This window comes from Amycolatopsis sp. NPDC049688, from assembly GCF_040674975.1.
In the GTDB taxonomy this organism is placed as follows: domain Bacteria; phylum Actinomycetota; class Actinomycetes; order Mycobacteriales; family Pseudonocardiaceae; genus Amycolatopsis.
The window spans coordinates 592,137-609,463 of record NZ_JBFANY010000002.1 but is presented as its reverse complement, the minus strand read 5'-3'; the positions used below and the strand labels follow the sequence as shown (position 1 = coordinate 609,463).

The 17,327-nt window shown below is 71.9% G+C and carries 15 protein-coding genes and 1 tRNA gene; 5 read left to right on the top strand and 11 right to left on the bottom strand.

Annotated elements, in window-relative coordinates:
- The 4 genes from AB0J55_RS08845 to AB0J55_RS08830 form a co-directional block, all read right to left on the bottom strand.
- The coding region (locus tag AB0J55_RS08845; protein WP_364244837.1) for a histidine kinase at positions 1-716 on the bottom strand (716 nt) is incomplete at its 3' end.
- 101 nt (positions 717-817) lie between these two features.
- Complete coding sequence (locus AB0J55_RS08840; protein ID WP_364244834.1) at positions 818-1,678, bottom strand: DNA-formamidopyrimidine glycosylase family protein; 861 nt, start codon at positions 1,676-1,678, stop codon at positions 818-820.
- Between the two features lie 12 nt (positions 1,679-1,690).
- On the bottom strand, positions 1,691-2,131 hold the full coding sequence (locus AB0J55_RS08835; protein WP_003076880.1) for a hypothetical protein: 441 nt from the start codon (positions 2,129-2,131) through the stop codon (positions 1,691-1,693).
- Between the two features lie 103 nt (positions 2,132-2,234).
- Positions 2,235-3,851: a sigma-70 family RNA polymerase sigma factor gene (locus AB0J55_RS08830; protein ID WP_364244832.1), complete on the bottom strand. Its 1,617-nt coding sequence runs from the start codon at positions 3,849-3,851 to the stop codon at positions 2,235-2,237.
- 187 nt (positions 3,852-4,038) lie between these two features.
- On the opposite strand from AB0J55_RS08830, the gene AB0J55_RS08825 reads away from it, so the two are divergent.
- Positions 4,039-4,111 (top strand) — tRNA-Gly (locus tag AB0J55_RS08825).
- A gap of 87 nt (positions 4,112-4,198) precedes the next feature.
- Here the strand turns inward: AB0J55_RS08825 and AB0J55_RS08820 are convergent.
- The gene (locus AB0J55_RS08820) at positions 4,199-4,600 is read right to left on the bottom strand and encodes an immunity 7 family protein (protein ID WP_364244830.1); all 402 of its coding nucleotides are present in this window, start codon (positions 4,598-4,600) and stop codon (positions 4,199-4,201) included.
- 57 nt (positions 4,601-4,657) lie between these two features.
- The gene (locus AB0J55_RS08815; protein WP_364244828.1) at positions 4,658-5,236 is read right to left on the bottom strand and encodes a DUF2716 domain-containing protein; all 579 of its coding nucleotides are present in this window, start codon (positions 5,234-5,236) and stop codon (positions 4,658-4,660) included.
- A gap of 133 nt (positions 5,237-5,369) precedes the next feature.
- On the opposite strand from AB0J55_RS08815, the gene AB0J55_RS08810 reads away from it, so the two are divergent.
- The gene (locus AB0J55_RS08810) at positions 5,370-6,053 is read left to right on the top strand and encodes an alpha/beta hydrolase (RefSeq protein WP_364244825.1); all 684 of its coding nucleotides are present in this window, start codon (positions 5,370-5,372) and stop codon (positions 6,051-6,053) included.
- Here AB0J55_RS08810 and AB0J55_RS08805 read toward each other — a convergent pair.
- On the bottom strand, positions 6,031-6,636 hold the full coding sequence (locus AB0J55_RS08805; RefSeq protein WP_364245973.1) for a hypothetical protein: 606 nt from the start codon (positions 6,634-6,636) through the stop codon (positions 6,031-6,033). The genes AB0J55_RS08810 and AB0J55_RS08805 overlap by 23 nt on opposite strands.
- A 243-nt stretch (positions 6,637-6,879) precedes the next feature.
- On the opposite strand from AB0J55_RS08805, the gene AB0J55_RS08800 reads away from it, so the two are divergent.
- Positions 6,880-8,031, top strand: coding sequence for a hypothetical protein (locus tag AB0J55_RS08800; protein ID WP_364244822.1), 1,152 nt, complete (start codon positions 6,880-6,882; stop codon positions 8,029-8,031).
- Here the strand turns inward: AB0J55_RS08800 and AB0J55_RS08795 are convergent, their stop codons facing one another.
- Together AB0J55_RS08795 and AB0J55_RS08790 are read right to left on the bottom strand one after the other, a co-directional pair.
- Positions 8,032-11,211 carry a glycosyltransferase gene (locus AB0J55_RS08795; protein WP_364244819.1) on the bottom strand — a complete coding sequence of 1,060 codons (3,180 nt, stop codon included), beginning with the start codon at positions 11,209-11,211 and terminating at the stop codon, positions 8,032-8,034.
- 10 nt (positions 11,212-11,221) lie between these two features.
- The gene (locus AB0J55_RS08790) at positions 11,222-12,619 is read right to left on the bottom strand and encodes a class I SAM-dependent methyltransferase (RefSeq protein WP_364244816.1); all 1,398 of its coding nucleotides are present in this window, start codon (positions 12,617-12,619) and stop codon (positions 11,222-11,224) included.
- A 65-nt stretch (positions 12,620-12,684) separates the two neighbouring features.
- Between AB0J55_RS08790 and AB0J55_RS08785 the strand changes: the two genes are divergently transcribed.
- Both AB0J55_RS08785 and AB0J55_RS08780 read left to right on the top strand, forming a co-directional pair.
- Positions 12,685-14,001, top strand: a complete 1,317-nt coding sequence (locus AB0J55_RS08785; protein WP_364244814.1) for a hypothetical protein — start codon at positions 12,685-12,687, stop codon at positions 13,999-14,001.
- Positions 14,002-14,144: 143 nt separating this feature from the next.
- A complete protein-coding gene (locus AB0J55_RS08780; RefSeq protein ID WP_364244811.1) occupies positions 14,145-15,380 on the top strand; it encodes a DUF1707 domain-containing protein in 1,236 nt (411 codons plus the stop codon).
- Positions 15,381-15,543: 163 nt separating this feature from the next.
- Here AB0J55_RS08780 and AB0J55_RS08775 read toward each other — a convergent pair whose 3' ends face one another.
- Together AB0J55_RS08775 and AB0J55_RS08770 are read right to left on the bottom strand one after the other, a co-directional pair.
- Positions 15,544-16,212, bottom strand: coding sequence for a response regulator transcription factor (locus tag AB0J55_RS08775; protein ID WP_364244808.1), 669 nt, complete (start codon positions 16,210-16,212; stop codon positions 15,544-15,546).
- Positions 16,209-17,315 carry a sensor histidine kinase gene (locus AB0J55_RS08770; protein WP_364244805.1) on the bottom strand — a complete coding sequence of 369 codons (1,107 nt, stop codon included), beginning with the start codon at positions 17,313-17,315 and terminating at the stop codon, positions 16,209-16,211. Before AB0J55_RS08770 ends, AB0J55_RS08775 begins: the two co-directional genes overlap by 4 nt.
- Positions 17,316-17,327: the final 12 nt, after the last annotated feature.

The following is a 17,327-nucleotide window of genomic DNA, read 5'->3' as shown; positions in this document are numbered from 1 at the left end:
CAGCGCGTGAAGTCGGCGAAGTCCTGAAGCAGCTCTCGCGCCTCTTCGGGATCCGTGCGGATCAGCGCGGAGATCGTGTTGAGCGCGTTGTAGACGAAGTGCGGCGAGATCTGCGCGCGCAGCGCCTTGATCTCGGCCTGCTGGAGCTGGTGCTTCGACTCGTCGAGCCGGGCCAGCTCGAACTGGGTGCAGACGAACTGGGCGACGGCGTCGGCCATCTGCACCAGCCGGCCGCGGGTCCGGCCGACGACGATCAGCGCCGCCTCCGTCTCGCCCTCCACCAGCAGCGGCACGATGACCGCGGTCTTCATCCGGCAGGTGCCGCGGTGGTTGCACGGCATCCGGTCGTGCGCCACGACCTCACGGCGGTGCTTGCGGATGGCCGCCCCGATCGCCTCGACGAGGTCGACGTAGTGCTCGTTCGCCTCGCCGTCCCACGACAGCAGTGTGCCCTCGCTGTCGGTGATGCCGACGGCGACGCAGTCCAGCATCTGCAGCAGCTGCGTGGTGATCTTGTCGGCGGCGTCCTCGTCCAGGCCGGACCGCAGGTTCGGCGCCGCCTTCGACATCCGGTGGACCGCCTGCAGCATCGCGTCCTCGACCACGCTGGCCGGCCGGCGCTGTTTCACGAGCAGCACGACCACCACGACGGCGAGCAGCACCGCGACAGCCCACGGGACGATCTGCGCAAGCGGGAACCCGGACACGGCGTCCATGCTCTGCGCTCGACCAACCGGGTGCAAGGCCTGAATCCCACTTTCTGTCCAACTGTGACGACTGAGGGTGGGCACGACCCTACCCAGCGTCTGTCCGGCGCCTATTTCAGCAGGCGCGACATCCGCCGGTCGGCGAGCGGCTTGCCGCCGGTTTGGCAGGTCGGGCAGTACTGGAACGATTTGTCGGCGAAGGAAATTTCGCGGATCGTGTCGCCGCAGACCGGGCACGGCAGCCCGGTCCGCGCGTGGACCCGCAGGCCCGACCGCTTCTCCCCCTTCAGCCGGGCCGCCTTCTGCCCCACCGAGCGCTCGACGGCGTCGGTTTCGACCTCCTGGATCGCCTCGGCGAGGGTCTCCAAGGCGCCTTCGTCGAGCTTGCCGACGGTGGCGTACGGCGAGAGCTTCGCGCGGTGCATGATCTCGTCGGAGTAGCCGTTGCCGATCCCGGCGATCAGCGACTGGTCGGTGAGCGCCCACTTCAGCCGGGTGGTCTTCCCGGCGAACAGCTCGCGCAGCCGGGCGGCGTCGAGCGACAGCGCGTCCGGCCCCAGCCGGGCCACGCTCGCGATCTCCTGCGGGTCCCGGACGATCCACACCGCCAGGCCCTTCTTCGTGCCCGCCTCGGTGAGGTCGAACCCGGGCCCGGTGGCCGACTCGAGGTGCACGCGCAGCGAGATCGGGCCCTTCCCCGGCTTCAGCGGCGCCGCGGCCAGGCCGTCGGACCAGCGCAGCCAGCCCGCGCGGGCGAGGTGGATGACCAGGTGCAGGTCACCGGCCACGACGTCGAGGTGCTTGCCGTGCCGGGTCGCGCCGGTGATCTCACGCCCGTGCAGCTCGGTCCACGGCGGGGTCGCCGTCTTGAGCACGCTCAGCGATGCGACATCGATGCGGAAGATCGTCTGCCCCACGGCGTTTTCGCGCAGGTAGTGGGCCAGTGCTTCGATCTCGGGTAGCTCGGGCATGGCATCGGTGTCCTACTCGACCGGGTGAAGCGGCCCGTCGAAGTCCGGCAGCGAGTGCCGCTGGATGGTCTTCGAGATCTTCTTGACCTCGCCCTGCACGGTGAACATGCCGCGGATGGTGCCGACCCAGCGCTCGGACGGCCGGTCGCCGGTCACGTCACCCTCGGTCTCGGCGACCACCGTCCACGGACGGCGCAGGATCCACCGCAGCGGGAAGAACAGCACCACGAGCAGCAGCGCGAGCAGCACCCACGCCGGGACGTTCACCTGGTCGGGGGTCCACACGACGAGGATCACGGCCAGCAGCGCGGTCACCACGATCATCGCGATGCCGGGGCCGTAACTGCCCGCGACGTCGTGCTCGAAGTCGTCGGCCGTCGCCGGTGCGCGCCATTCCATCTGGGCACGGACCACCCAGTCGCGGCCGTCTTCGCCGCGTACCAGCCGGTTCATTCAGTTGCCTCCCGGGGCGCCCGCAGGGTGAGCGACACAACGGTACCGCGCCCGGCCGCACCCGCGCGAGGGCGGAACCGGACATCCCGCCCGGTGGAAGGGGTCACCGGCGATCGGACTCCGGCGAAGCCGGCGGCGCCGGATCCGTCGGTGCCGACGCAGCCGGCGGCACGGAATCCGTCGGTGCCGACGCAGCCGGCGGCGCCGGATCCGTCGGCTCGCCCGACCCGGTGGCGTCGGCGGCCGCACTGCCCGGGCACGGCTTCCCCGAGGTCGGCGTCACCGTCGACGTCGGGTCCGCGACCGGCGTCTCGTCGTCCTTCGGCGCCGGCTTCTCGGCGAGCGTCGGCTCGCCGGGACGGCTGGTCGGCGACAGCTCCGGCACCTCGGCGTCCTTCGGCGACGTCGCGTCGGTGGACTCGGTCGTCATCGTCAGGTCGGGTTTCGACGTGTCCAGCCGCGGCGACGTCGCCGGGTGGTCGGACGCGCTGAACGTCGACGACGTCAGGTCTTCACGCGGGATCGGCTGCCCGGCGGGCCCGGCCACGTCCCCGACCGGGACGTCCCCGGCGACCGCCAGGTCCGGCACCTCGTCCGCGGCCACGTGCCGCTCACCACCGCGCGCGCGGGCCGGCACGGCGACCCCGGTGCCGCGGCCGTTGAGCACGCCGATCCCGATCCGCTGCTCCGGCTGCCCCTGCGGCGGCGGCTCCTGGTGCGTCTCCGACGGCGGCACCACGACGAGTTCGGGCGCGCCGCCGGTCAGCCCGACGTCCTGCACCGGCCCCGACCCGAACAGCACGGGCCCGGCCGCGACGCCGACGGCACCCACAGCGGCGGTCGACGCCAGCGCGAGCCCGATCTTTACCTTGGAGCCGACCAGCACGCCCTTGATCGTCGCGCCGAGGCCGGCCAGCACCCCGCTGCCGCCCGCCGACGCGGCGGCCGGCACCAGCAGCACCAGCACCCCGGCGTGAGCCCGCAGCGACGAGCAGACGTCACGCAGCTCGTCCTGGGTGGCGCGGCACGACGGGCAGCCGTGCAGGTGCGCCTTGATCCGCTCGGCTTCGGCGCCGGTGACGCTGCCCGCGGTGAACCCGCCGAGCTTTTCCACGACCGCGCGGCACGAATCCGGGCCGCGGTTCACCGAAAGGTGTGCCTGCAGGTACGCCGCCCGCAGACCCTGCCGCGCCCGGCGGGCCAGCGCGGCCGTCGCGTTCGCGCTCAGCCCGAAGTGCGGCGCGACCATCGCCGGCTGCTCGCCCTCGACCTCGGTCTGCCACAACACCGTCCGCCACCGCTCCGGCAGGCTGGTGAACGCGGTCGTGATCAGCGTGTGCTCGGCCGTCCGGGCGTGCGTGTCGGCACCCGCCCCGGCGCGGAAAGTCAGTTCGTCGTCCGAAACCGGGACGTCCCGGCGCGCGCCGTGCCACTCCCACGACACCCGGCGGGCCACGGTCAGCAGGTAGGCGCGGACGTAGTCACGGGGACCGGCACCCCGCCGGAGCGCCTGCAACACGCGGAAGAACGTCTCCGCGGTGATGTCCTCGGCCTCCGACCGGTCGGCGGCCAGGCTCTGCGCCAGCCGGCGGACCGCGGCGGCGTGCAGCTCGAACAGCTCCCCGAACGCGGCGTCCTCACCGTCGCGAAGCCGTTGCAGCAGTGCCTGTTCGTCGGATTCCGAGGCCGCTGGTGGCGGCACCGTGCCCAGCTCGGTCATCCGGCCCGGCACCTCCTCCCCGAAGGTCTCCCCATTCGGTCGAATGGAGACACCATACGGAGGGAAACAGCCGTCGTCACCCCTTGTACGCCAGCTGTGACACCGAAGCACCGGTCAGAGGACAGGGGACCCCGGTGACGGAGGCCGGACGCGGAGGGTATAGAGTTCCTCCCATCAGCAAGACAACGCGGATGTAGCGCAGCTGGTAGCGCATCACCTTGCCAAGGTGAGGGTCGCGGGTTCGAATCCCGTCATCCGCTCGCGTGCAAAGGGCTGTATCGGCGGGAAACGTCGATACAGCCCTTTTTCTGTTTCACCCGGGAGGCTGAGCCCCGGACCCTGCGGCGTCAGAGCTCGTAGGTGTCCAGGACCGTCGGGGCCACCGGGGTCAGGTGGGGGTCTTCGCGTTCGGTCACCTGGCCTCGGGCCATCCGGTGGACGCGGAAGTTGTTGTCGTTCTCCGTGTCCTGGTCGTCCCACGTGTACAAGAGGCCGTAGGAGCCGGGGGCCAATTCACCTACGCGGGTGAAGAGGTTGAGGATTTCGGTGGTCAGGTGGCCGCCGTGCTTGTCGAAGCCGCCGAAGTGGAGCATGGGCATGCCCGCGCTCCAGCGGAGGTCGACCAGGTCGAAGTCGCCCGCGTCGCGGATCGCGCGGTGGACGCGGTCGACCAGGCGCTCCAGGAGCGCCGCGTCGTCGTCGCCGCTCGCGGTCGCCTGGATGGTCACCCAGCCGTGATATTCGAACACCCGCAGAACGGTAGCAAGAGATCAACGGGCCGCTTAGCGGGCTAGCTCTGATGGCTTTCAGGGGGTCCGGGTGGCGAAGCCCCCGGCCCGGGGCGAAGCCCCGGATGTCTCCGATGGCTTCCCGTCGCGGCGCAGCACGTTCGACAGCACCCCTTCGCCCAGGCGCTCGAACGCCGGCACCAGCTTCTCGCCGAACACGCACAGCGTCCGCTCCCACGGGTGCCCGAGCGTGCCGAAGGAGAAGTCCGCCGCCAGGAACAGGTGGTAGTCCGCGCGCGGGAACACCGGCACCGGCCAGCGGGCGCTCCCCGACATCAGGTGCGGGCGGACGCGGTAGGACTGGTGCTGCCAGTGCAGCGCCCACATCCAGTCGTCCGGGCCGCACACCTCGCGGAACGCGGCCAGCGCGATCGTCGCGACCTGGTGCTCCTCGACCGCGTACGGGCCGAGCCGGAACTCGGCGGAGGACCGGTCCAGGTTCCCGGGCGACAGGTCCCACGTCCGCGACGGCACCGGCTCCCGGAAACCCGGCCAGGCGTGGGCGTAGGTGCTCGGCCAGAACGCCAGCTTGTCGTACACCCAGTACCAGGCGGGCTCGTCGACGACGCGGGAGACGGCTTCCCAGGCAGCGTTCACGGTTACGCCCTCAACTTGGCCAGGCACGAAAGAACACGCGAAAGCTTCGTGTTCGCCCTCCGGTTTGTCCAGTCCCCGTCCGCCCGCCGCGAACTGTGTCACTCGTCCGAGTGGGTTCTGCCAAGTTGTCACCATGCGGGTTCTCTTCGTCCACGGCGCCTTCGTCCGCGACGGCGCCTGGTGGTGGCAGCCGACCGCCGATGTACTGGGGACGCACGGTTTGCGCAGCTCAGCAGCAGTGTTGCCGAGCTGCGAGAGCGAGCCGCGCGGTGATCTGCACGCCGACGCCGAGGCCGTCCGCGCGCTGCTCGACGCTTCCGACGAACCCGCCCTGCTCGTCGGTCACTCGTACGGCGGCATGGTGATCACCACACTCGGTGAACACCCGGCAGTACACCGATTGGTCTACGTGACGTCGTTCCTGCCGGACGTCGGCGAGGCGCTCGCGGACTTCGGCATCGGCGAGCCGCCGCCGTGGCACCTCAGCCACGGCGACGGCACCGCCGGTGTCCGCGAGGAGTTCGTGCGTCCCCTCTTCGCCCAGGACTTCGACGACCACACCTACGCCGGGGCCGCCGCCCGGCTCACCGCCCAGAACGAGGCGGTGTTCGGCCAGCCGGCAACCCGGGCGGCCTGGCGAACCGTCCCGTCGACCTACGTCGTCTGCGGCGAAGACCGCGCCACACTGCCCGGGACCCAGCGGGCCCAGGCGGCGCGCGCCACCGACGTCGTCGAACTGCCGGTGGCCCACCACCCCTTCGTCACCCAGCCGGACCTGATGGCCGGCGTGCTGCTCAGGCTGCGTCCCACAGGGTGAGGAACGCCGACGCCTCGCTGCGGGCCCAGGGCCGCAGCCGTTCGCGGTCGCGGGCGGACAGCTGGTACTCCTTGGCGCGGCGGACGTCGATCACCAGCGCCTCGCCGCCGGGCAGGATGTCGGGCATCGCCTGCTCCAGCACCCACAGCGCGAGCTGCGCCGAATCCCTCGCCAGCGGCTCCTCCTTGAAGTAGAGCCAGGTCGCGTACCGGCGGCCGTCGCTCTTGCGCAGCCCCATCTGCGGGCTGACGCCGATCTCGAGCTCGCCGATCCGGCACCGGCCGCGGCCGACGTCGACCAGCTTCGGCGACTTCCGGCCGAGGTACCGCAGCCAGCCCTCGGCGATCGCCGCGTAGTGCGGTTTCGTCCGTTCGTCGGCGGCGTTGACGAGCGCGCGCAGCGCCACCTCGTCCTGGTTCGCCGCCCGCCCGGACCGCACCGCGTTGGCCGCCCGCCGGTAGTAGTTGAACGCCGCCCGCGCCGGATCTTCGTACTGACGGCGCTGCCGCCGGACGAACGACGACCGCGACGGCCCGGAACTCGCGCTGTAGCCCACGAACGTGGACAGGGTGATGTAGGCCATGGCCCTGCCTTCCTCCATCACGCCACCCGCGCTCGCGGGCGGCATCTCCCCTGGACAACGCCAATTTTAGAACATATGTACGACAGTTTCCGGAGCCTGACGGGTGACCCTGGCGGGTGAGCGTCCGGGTCTCCCGCAAACGCCGGACTTGCGCTACGTTGCCGATCAACCTCAAACCGCAACCTTGCAGGTCGGGCTTGCGTGCCAGACTGATGCCCCGAACGGTGGATGGGGGTCCAGAGGATGAGCTGGCAGGAAGAGCTTCGCCGTCTCGACGCGGAGCTTGCCGAAGGTCGTATCGCGCCGGCTGACCACCGCAAACAGCGGGACGAGCTGCTCGCGCAGGCCTCCGGTTCGACGGTGCCGTCACCGGTGCCTTCGCCGTTGCGCCGTCCGGGTGAGAACTGGCGGAGCGCGAACCCGGCGAACCACCCGGCACCCGCCCAGCCCGTCCACCCCGTGCTGCCGCCGCAGCGCATCGAATCCCCGAGGCCGCCGGTCCCCCCGCCGCCGTGGCAGCGGACCGGGCTGCCGAAGACGCTCTCGACCAGCCAGGTGCCGGCCATCCCCGACCACATGACGACCGCGCCGAGCCCGGCCGACATCACGCCGACCCGCTACCTGCGCGTCGACGGCCCGGCGGAGCACGGTCCGGGCAGCCGGTTCCCGCCGATCACGCCGCCGGGCGGGGAATCGCGCCCGGCGCAGCCGCTCCCCGAGCCCGACGAGCCGTCCGGCAAGCACCGGTGGGCCACCGACGGCGAGTCGTCCGGACGCTCGCGGCGGCCCTGGCCGTTCATCGCGCTCGGCGTGCTGGTGGTGCTGGGCATGATCATCGGCGCGACGGTCTGGCTCGGCGGCGGCGACGAAAAGCCCAACGCGCTCTCCACGTTCACCCCCGTCGTGACGCAGCCCCCGGCGGCCGCGGCCCAGCCGCAGCTGGAGGACCAGGTGCCGCCGCTGCCCGGGGTCTCGCACCCCGAGAGCGCCGCGATGTCGCTGGCCCGCGGGCTGGACCTGGGGCTGTACCCCAAGGAGGCCGCGCAGGTCTTCTCGCAGCACGGCGTCACGCAGTTCGTGTACCGGGCCTCCTCGGCCGGGGACACCGGGTTCCTCGGCTACGCGATCCCCGCCGAGAACGAGGAAGGCGCGAAGGCGATCGTCGACTACCTGCGCGAGGCGGCCGCCGCCGGCGGGTTCGTCCCGATCCCGGCCGACCAGTCCACGGTCACCGGCCGCAACGGCGACCAGCGGATGGACGGCACCTGGTACACCTCGGGCAAGGTCGCCATCGTGCTGTGGGCGTCCCAGCCCTTCGCCAAGGACAAGAACGAGCTGAAGACCAGCCTCGACAACGCCGTCGCGGTGTTCAAGAAAGCGCTGCCGCCGAGCTGATCACCCGCGCCGGTCGAGCACCCCGGCCAGCGTGGTCCGGGCGACGTCGGCGCCGAAGAGGCGGTCCACCACGGTCTTGCCCTCTTCGGACAGCCGCTGCCACAGCTTGTCGTCCTCGAGCACGGTGACGATCTCGTCGGCGAGCTCCTGCGCCGAGCCGCCGACGAGCACGTCCCGCCCGTGGGTCAGGTGCATGCCTTCGGCGGCCAGCGGCGTGGCCACGACCGGGACGCCGTAGCCGAGGCTCTCGCCGAGCTTTCCCTTCACCCCGGCCCCGAAGCGCAGCGGCGCGACGACGACCCGGGCTTCGCGGTAAGCGCTGTCGAGGTTCGGCACCCAGCCGCGGACGACGACGCCGTCGCGTTCGAGGTCGAACATCTCCTGCGGCGGGTTGCTGCCGACGATCTGCGCGACCGCGTCCGGGCGGCGGCGGCGCACCAGCGGCATGATCTCCTCCGCCAGCCAGCGGGCCGCGTCCCGGTTGGGCAGGTGGTCGAAGCTGCCGACGAACAGCACCCCGGACCGTCCTTCCGGGACCGCCACCGAGCCGTCGGCGTAGTGCACATTGGACAGCACCTCGACCCGCGCCGACGGCACGAGCTCCGACAGCAGCGCACGCTCCACATCGGACACGACGAAGGTGACGTCGGTGGCTCGGGTCAGGCCCAGTTCGGACTCCCGCAGCACCTCGGCGCGGCGTCGCAGGGTCAGTTCCTCGCGCGTGTTGCCGAGCTGCGCGGCCAGGTCGGCCTGGCGGTTGAGCCGGACGAAATGCAGGTCGACCGTGTCGTAGGCGATGACGCAGTCGGGCGCGTGCTCGCGGACCTGCTCCAGCAGCTGCCAGGCGACGTGCGGCCGCGACAGCACGGCCAGGCTCAGGTCGGCGCCGGCGTCGCGCAGGAACTCCAGCTGTTCGCCGAGCCCGGTCACCACCGTGACGCCCGCCCGGTACAGCGCGTCCGCGTACGGCTCCGGCAGCGCGTTGTTGAGCGGCATGAACACGACCCGCCGGCCGAGGCCGACGAGCAGTTCGAGGATGCGGAACATCCGCACCGAGCCGGAGTCCTTGTCCGGCATCGGCACCTGGTGGTCGGCGACGAGCACGGTCCCCCCGCGGTGACCGTCCTTCGTGCGCTGCCGTCCGGCCCACACCGCGCGCGGGCTCGCCTCGGGGAAGTGGTCGCGCAGCTGGACGCTCCACTTGTCGACGAAGACACTCCGGTTGAGTTCCTGGTGGCGCTTCACACCGGAGGAGACGTCCGTGCCGTTGGTGATGCCTTCGTGGTGCACGACGACCGACGCGGGCTGCACCATCGTCCGGTACCCGGCCGCCCGCACGGCGAACGCCAGGTCGGTGTCTTCGTAGTACGCGGGCGCGAAGCGCTTGTCGAAGCCGCCGATGCGCTCGAACAGCTCGCGCCGGACGAGCAGGGCCGCGCCCGAGCAGTAGTCGACGTCCCGCAGGGCCTGGTACCAGGGGGCGTCCGGGTTCTGCAGCCTGCCGTAGTTCCAGCCGGTGCCGTCGGCCCAGATGATGCCGCCGCACTCCTGCAGGCGGCCGTCCGGGTAGACCAGCTTCGAGCCGACGAGCCCGACGTCGGGCCGCGTCTCGACGACCGCGACGAGCTCGTCCAGCCAGCCGGGCCGGACTTCGGTGTCGTTGTTGAGGAAGAAGATGAAGTCGCCACGCGCGTGCTCGGCACCGAGGTTGCAGGCGCCGACGAACCCGAGGTTCTGCGGCGCGCGGACCAGCCGGACCCCGGCGCAGCCGGCGACGCGGTCGGCGGAGTCGTCCGGCGACTTGTCGTCGACGACGATCACCTCGAACGGCGTCGAAGGCAGGTGCCGCTGGATCGAGTCGAGGCAGCCGCGGGTGAACCGCCAGTTGCCGTAGACCGGGATGACGACGCTGACGATCGGCTGGTCGCTGGTGGTCACCGCGACCGGGCCGGGCACCGCGACCGGCGCGCCGGGCAGCACACCCGCGGGCCGGCCGAGCGCCGTCTCGTAGAAGTCGCGGCGGCGGGTGCCGCGCGGGGCGTACCGCTCGATCGCGCCGCGGTACTTCCCGATCGCCCGCTGGACGAGCGCGGACGTCTCGGCCCGCAGCTTCTCGTTCTCGGCGGCGAGCCGCCCGATGGTCTCGCTGAGGCTGGTGTTGTTGCCGGCCAGCCAGTCCAGCCGTTCGCGGTCGTAGCCCGCCTTGCGCTGCAGCCGGCTCAGCTCGTCGGCCGCGCGCTGCCGGTCTTCGCGGGCACGCTCGGCCTGCCGCAGTGCCTCGTCGCGCTCGGTCGCGGCGCGCTGCTCGGCCGCGGTGACCTGGGCGAGTTCGGCGGTGAGCCGGGTGACGGACGCCGTCGCCCGGTCGCGCTCGGCTTCCGCGCGGCCCAGCCCGTCGCGCAGGCGGCCCGCCTCGGCGGCGGCGCGGGCGACCAGCGTCAGCTTGGGGTCGATCATGGCCGACGTCGAGGGCACGTCGACCGGCTCGGCCGAGGCGACCGAGACGAAGTACGTGTGCGGCGCCCCGGCTTCGACGACCCAGCCGTCGGCGTCGTCGGCCTGCACGGTGAGGACCTCGGCGCCGGTGCCGGCGCCGTTGTCGTGGATCAGCGAGCCGACGGCGACGTTCTGCCGCAGCACCACGACGTGCGGGAAGCTCGCGGACAGCAGCGACCGGAACGCGGACTCGGTCAGCTCGTGCACGTGGTACGGGTTCTCGTTGCCGTGGTCGTGCGTGTAGACCTCGATGTCCGGGGTGCTGCAGAGGAAGACCCCGCCCGGCGCGAGCCGGTTGCGGACCAGCTCCATCAGCCGGTCCTGCTCGTCGACGTGCTCGATGGCTTCGAAGCAGGTGATGACGTCGAAGACCTCGCCGTCGAGGGCCTGCGGGTCGGTGATCGAGCCGACCTCGAACCGGACGCCCGGGTAGCGGTTGCGGGCGTGCTCGACGGTCGTCGGGTCGATCTCGAGCCCGACGACGGTGGCAGCCGACCGCGCGAGCAGGGAAGATCCGTAGCCCTCACCCGCGGCCAGGTCGAGAACGCGCTTGCCGTCGGCGAAGCGGGCCGCGAACGCGTAGCGGTGGTAGTGCTCGTAGATCACCTGGAGGTCGTCGGTCCACGGCACGCACCGCTCGCCGGTCCACTCGATCAGGCGCTCACCGCTCGTCCCCTTGCCCATGGCGGGCAGATTAGCGGAGGCCCAGTCCGACCAGGACGTACGCCAGTGTCCGGCGGTCGCCGCCCAGCCCGGCGGTGACCGACCAGTCCGCGTCGAACGAAAGCCGGACCTGCCGGTGCGCGTCGAGCCGGACCGGCAGCACCAGTTCGGTGAGGCCGGGCCCGACGTCGGCCTTCGCGACCGGGACGCCGTCGACCGACACCGTGACGCTGCCGTACTCGGTGGCGTCGTCCGGCAGGTAGGTCTTCAGTTCGAACACCTCGACCGGCGCGGTGGTCAGCACGGGGAACTCGACCGAAGGGGCCGCCCAGTCGTCGTGGGCGATGCCGTTCATCCGGCCGGTCACGATCCCCGCGCCGCCCACCAGCCGTTCGCCGCTGGTCCCGCCGGGCCGGAACGAGACGCGGCCCGCCGGGTCGACGACCCGGGTGTCCCGCACCGACCGCTCCGGCGTCCGGTTGCCGTACACGCGCAACGGCTGCGGCGTGGGGTGGAAGAGCGCGGTCAGGTGCGTGCCGGTGACGAGCCCGAGGTCGAGCAGGCTGTCGTCGAGCACGCCGATTTCGTCGATCAGGGCGACGTGCGCGGGGTCGGCCATGTCGAAGTTGTGGCCGTAGATGCGGTCGACGAACGGGTCGATCACGTTGCCGTAGGGCAGGAACAGGCTCGGGTGGAGGAAATCCAGGAGCACCGGCAGGACGTCCTGCGCGCGGATGCCCTCGAAGCCGTCCGCGGCGCAGTCGACGTCCACGAACTGCTCGTCGATCTCCCCGGTCAAAGCGTTGCGGCGCAGCTCGGGCGGCAGCGTCGCCCAGATCCGGTCGACGACCTCGTGCGCCTCGGGCCACCGGCGGTGGCCGTTGCGGCCGATCATGTCGTGCACCACCAGGACGCCGTCCGCGTTGAGACTGTCCTTGATCTGGCCGTAAAGGTGTTCCAGGTCGAGGACGTGGTGCAGCGCCTGGAACCCGACGACGACATCGTGCCCCGCGTCGGCGCGCCAGGTGTTGAAGTCGGCGGTGATCAGCTCGACGCGGTCGGCCACACCCTGCTCGCGCGCCGACGCCTCGGCACGCGCCTGCATCTCGGGGTTCAGCTCCAGCAGCCGCAGCCGGACGTTGTCCAGTCCTTCGGCGGCCAAGCCGCGCAGCCAGCCCAGCTCCTGATCGCCGTTGCCGCTGCCCAGCGACAGCACGACGGCGTCTCGCGAGAGGTTCCGCGCGCGTTCGGCGATCTGGCCGACGATCAGCTCGTCGAAGCCCGGGACGCCGAGCCCTTCGAGCTTCGGGAGCACGTGCCGGTTCGACCACCGGTGCGCCGACGGCGGCAGGTTGCCGTGGATCTCCTCCTGGCCGGCGAAGGTCTCGCGTTCCCTGGCCAGCCGCTGGTCGTAACCCGGCCCTCGCATCGCCCGTCCCCTCGCGTTCACCCGTTCGAGGCCGCTCGGCACCGGCCCGGCGCTAGGATACGGCTGTGTCGTTCCGTCCTCCGCCGCAGTTGCCTGCCGATGCGGGTCTGCCGAGGACGCCGGAGTCGTTCCTCCCCAAGGAGCACAACCTCTACCGGCCGCGGCACAGCAAGCGCCAGCGCACGGCCCTGGCCTGCGCCGCCTTCTTCTTCGTGACGCCGCTGTTCCTGTCGGCGGTCGGCGTGCACCCCGCCGCCTTCGAAAACCGGCCGCTGCGCGAGTTCCCGAGCCTGTCCGACGGCTGGGGTTTCTTCACCGGCCTGTCCGGCTGGGCCACCGACCACCTGCCGCTGCGGCAGGCCGGGGTCCAGGCCGCCGACGCCGTCAGCACCGGCGTGTTCGGCGACCCGCCCGGCTCCGGGCAGGGCACGAACCACAACGGCGGCACGGTCGGCGTCGACCAGGGGAAGCCGGACAACGGCGACGTCCCGGGATACGTCTACCCCACCGTGCTGCCGGGCAAGGACAACTGGCTGTACCTCGGCGAGGACGTCAACGCCCGCTGCCGCCCGGTGATGGACACCGACCACGTCGTCGGCGCGCTGCGGAAGCTGCGGGCCGCCGTCGAGAAGTCGGGGCGCAAGTTCGAGCTGGTCATCGCGCCGGACAAGTACAGCGAAGAGCCGGCGCACCTGCCCGACACCTACGTCGGCAAGCCGTGCGCGCAGGCGCGGACCGCCGAGTTCTGGAACCGCGTGCCGCGCGAGACCGGCGCGATCGACCTGCGGCCGGCGCTCGCCGACGCCGAAAAGCGCGTCGGGCACCCGCTGTACGACCGCAACGACACGCACTGGTCGTTCGACGGTGGCCTGGTCATGACGTACGCGCTGGGTGCGGCGATCGCGCCCGGCAGCACCGCCGGCTGGCAGGCCGCGCCGAACGGCGTCCGGCCGTGGCCGGCGGACCTGGCCCGGGTGCTGGGCCGCAACGAGCAGCGGCAGCTGACGACGTACAGCCTCTCCACCGACGGCGGCGCCGACCGCACGCGGTACATCGCCAGCGACTTCAAGAGCCCGCTGCGGCTGACCCAGCCGGACGGCGCCACACCCACCGGTTCGATCGCCCGGAACATGGCGGTCGTGGCCGACTCGTTCACCCAGTTCGCCAGCCCGTTCCTGGCCGCGACCTGCCAGGACGTCACGATCGTGCACGCCGAGACGGTGGCGCAGAGCACCGCGCAGGAGCTGACCAGCCTGTTCGCTGACCGCGACATCGTCACCTTCGAGCTGGTGGAACGCAGCGTGATCGGCGGATCGTCGGCGCTGCTGCGCGACCAGACCATCGACCTGCTCGGCCAGGTGCTGGCCGCGCACCCCCGCTGACCCGCGGCGAGTGTCTGCCACGCCGAGGTAACGACGGGGTGGTGGGCGACGAACAGGTGAGCGCACCCGTGCACAATGACTCCGTGCGGCCACGCTCCGCGTGAGCAGCACCCACAAAGCGACATACCCAAGGGGGTACCGGGGTGACCTGGCAGGAAGAGCTGCGCAGGCTTGACGAGGAGCTCGCGGCGGGAAACCTGACGGCCGACGAGTACCGGGCGCGTCGTGATCGGGTGCTGTCCATGGCCGTCTCGACCGGCGACCCGAACCAGGCCCAGGCCGCGCAGCCGCAGGTGCCGAGCACCGCCGCCGACACGCAGATCATCGCCCCGGTGTCCCCGCCGGGGCAGCCGGCCCAGCAGGAGAACGCGGCCGAGGCGACGCAGGTCGTGTCCGCGGCCGACGCCGGCGGCGGCGAGCGAACCCAGGTCGTCCCGCAGTGGCAGCAACAGCAGCACCCGAACTCGCCGTCGGGCGGGTTCCCGCAGCCGATGATGCAGCAGCCGCCGCCCCCGTACGCCCAGCACTCCCCCGCCGGCGGGTTCGCCCAGCCGATGCCGCAGCAGAACCCGTGGGGTGCGCCGCAGCAGGACGCCAGCCCGCCGTGGGGTGGCTCGGAGTTCCCGCCGCTGGCGCCGCCGTCGAACAACGCGGACTGGATCAGCCAGGGCCCGGAGAGCTTCCAGACGCAGCCGTCGTCGGGCAAGGGCAAGAAGATCGCCTTCGCCATCGTCGCGGTGCTCGTCGTGGCCGGCCTCGGCTTCGGCGTCTGGGCGCTGTTCATCAAGGACGGCGGCAGCCCGACCCCGCCGGTGGCGCAGCAGAGCTCCGGCCCGCAGCCGCCGCCCCCGCCGACCGTCAAGCCGCTCCCGGAGCCGCCCGCGGCGAAGCCGGAGCCGGGCGACAACTCGTCGGCGCTGGTCACCCCGGCCGGCACCACCCGCGCCGGCGGCGGCGAGTTCGACATGGACAAGCTGCAGTCGGCCAAGTACCTGCCGACCACGGTCATCGAGAAGCTCAAGCAGAGCGGCATGACCGAGGGCCTGCTCAAGACGACCAAGGACGGCGACGTCACGCTGGGCCTGTTCGCGCTGGAGCTGCCGAACGCGCAGGCCGCCGCCGCGGTGGCCGCCGAGTACGGCAACGCCGAGCAGGAGGGCGGCCTGACCGTCAACCGCAACCTGTCCCTCCACGGAGTGCAGGTGTTCTCGGCAGCGGACAGCAGCCAGCAGGTGTACCGCGCGGTTTACGTGCTGTACAGCCGGGTCATCATCATCGACTCGTTCGGCCCGTCGAAGGACGCGACGCTCAGTTCGTTCAAGACGCTGCTGACCGCCCAGGTGCAGAAGGCTCCGCCGACGGAACGCACGAACAACTGACCCTTATGGGTGACGTTTGCGCGTGTCACTGAACGTCGTCCCTCTCCCGGACGCCCTATGAGCAGAGCATCGGCCGGGAGAGGAGTCGCCGTGATCTGGATCGGCCTGGTCGGTGTCCTCGCCGTGGTGTTCCTGGTGCGCGCGGTCCGCGTGGTGCGCCGGGTCAGGCGGGGCGACGCGGTGTGACGAGCCCGGACTCGTAGGCCAGCACCACCAGCTGGGCGCGGTCGCGGGCGCCGATCTTCGTCATGATGCGGCTGACGTGCGTGCGGGCCGTCGCCGTGGAAATCACCAGGTGGGCGGCGATTTCGTCGTTGGAAAGCCCACCCGCCACCAGGCCCAGCACCTCGCGCTCGCGGTCGGTGATCTCGCGGATGGCGCTCGTGTCGATGCGCCGGTGCTCCGGGCGCCCGACGAACTCCTGGATCAGCCGGCGGGTGACCGTCGGCGCGAGCAGCGCTTCCCCGCTCGCGACGACCCGCAGCGCCCGCAGCAGCTCGACCGGCTCGGTGTCCTTCAGCAGGAACCCGCTGGCACCTGCGCGCAGGGCTTCGTAGACGTACTCGTCGACGTCGAACGTGGTCAGGACCAGCACCTTCGTCCCGGCGAGGTCCGGGTGGGCGGTGATCCGGCGGGTCGCTTCGAGGCCGTCGACCCCGGGCATCCGGACGTCCATCACGACGATGTCGGGTTTGTGCGCGACCGCGCCGGCCACCGCCTGCTCGCCGTCGCCGGCTTCGCCGACGACCTCGAAGCCGTCCTCGGTCTCCAGCAGCACGCGGAACCCGGCGCGGACCAGGACCTGGTCGTCGGCCAGCAGGACGCGGATCATGCTTCCCCCTCGATCGGTAGCTCGACGCGGACTTCGAAGCCGCCGTCGACCGGCCCGGCGGTGCACCGGCCGCCCAGCGCCGCGGCGCGTTCGCCCATGCCGCGCAGGCCGTGTCCCGGTGTCGGCTGCGCGGTGCCGCGGCCGTCGTCGCGGACCATCATCGTGAGACCCCCGGTCCGCCGTTCGAACCGGACGTCGACCGTCTTGGCCTGGTCGGCGTGCCGGACGACGTTGGTCAGCGACTCCTGCAGGATCCGGTAGGCGGCGGCGTCGACCGGGGCCGGGAGGTCGCCGGGGTCGCCGTGGACGTCGACCGCGAGCCCGGCGTCGCGGGCGTGGTCCAGCAGCTCGCCGGCCTGGGCGAGGCTCGGCGCCGGCGCCTTGTCCTGCCCGGAACGCAGGACGGCCAGGGTCGCACGCAGGTCGTTGAGCGCGGACGCGCTGGCCGCCTTGATGTTGAGCAGCGCTTCCTTCGCCTGTTCGGGCCGCCGGTCGGCGACGTGCGCGGCCACCCCGGCCTGGACGTTGATCATCGCGAGGCTGTGCGCGACGACGTCGTGGACCTCGCGGGCGATGCGGAGGCGTTCCTGCTCGGCGAGCCGGTGCCGGTGCTCGTCGGCTTGGGCACGGCGGGCCGCGAGCGCGTCCAGCTGGTACCGGACGGCGGTGCCGACGCCGATCACCGCGACCAGCCAGACGAGCAGGACCCCGGCGCCGAACGGCAGCCCGAACGTCCCCGACGTCACGACGTGGGCCAGGTAGAGGACGGCGAGCGCGGCGGTCCCGGTGATCCCGGCGGTGCGCGGCCCGCGCTGCCGGGTGAGCAGGAACAGCGCGATCGTCGGGACGAGGATGATCGGGCCGCCGGGCAGTCCGGAGGCGTAGTAGCCGAACGCGGACGCCGTCGTGAGCAGGAAGATCGTGAGCGGGAAGCGGTGGACGGCCAGCAGCGTCAGCCCGGTGGCGACCAGCCACGCGGCACCGAGCGGCGTCATCGGGGCGGCCCCGGGCTGCCAGCGCGACGCACCACTGGTCGCCCCGAGCACGAACCCGGTGACGACGACGGTGCGCACCACGCGCCCCACCCACGGCGGCCATCCCATGCCGCGAAAACT

What these genes read in the sequence shown, in the direction of transcription:
- AB0J55_RS08840 (WP_364244834.1), bottom strand. Translation starts at nt 1,678, where the DNA reads ATGCCCGAGCTACCCGAGATCGAAGCACTGGCCCACTACCTGCGCGAA.
- AB0J55_RS08835 (WP_003076880.1), bottom strand. Translation starts at nt 2,131, where the DNA reads ATGAACCGGCTGGTACGCGGCGAAGACGGCCGCGACTGGGTGGTCCGT.
- AB0J55_RS08830 (WP_364244832.1), bottom strand. Translation starts at nt 3,851, where the DNA reads ATGACCGAGCTGGGCACGGTGCCGCCACCAGCGGCCTCGGAATCCGAC.
- AB0J55_RS08810 (WP_364244825.1), top strand. Translation starts at nt 5,370, where the DNA reads ATGCGGGTTCTCTTCGTCCACGGCGCCTTCGTCCGCGACGGCGCCTGG.
- AB0J55_RS08805 (WP_364245973.1), bottom strand. Translation starts at nt 6,636, where the DNA reads ATGGCCTACATCACCCTGTCCACGTTCGTGGGCTACAGCGCGAGTTCC.
- AB0J55_RS08800 (WP_364244822.1), top strand. Translation starts at nt 6,880, where the DNA reads ATGAGCTGGCAGGAAGAGCTTCGCCGTCTCGACGCGGAGCTTGCCGAA.
- AB0J55_RS08795 (WP_364244819.1), bottom strand. Translation starts at nt 11,211, where the DNA reads ATGGGCAAGGGGACGAGCGGTGAGCGCCTGATCGAGTGGACCGGCGAG.
- AB0J55_RS08790 (WP_364244816.1), bottom strand. Translation starts at nt 12,619, where the DNA reads ATGCGAGGGCCGGGTTACGACCAGCGGCTGGCCAGGGAACGCGAGACC.
- AB0J55_RS08775 (WP_364244808.1), bottom strand. Translation starts at nt 16,212, where the DNA reads ATGATCCGCGTCCTGCTGGCCGACGACCAGGTCCTGGTCCGCGCCGGG.
- AB0J55_RS08770 (WP_364244805.1), bottom strand. Translation starts at nt 17,315, where the DNA reads ATGGGATGGCCGCCGTGGGTGGGGCGCGTGGTGCGCACCGTCGTCGTC.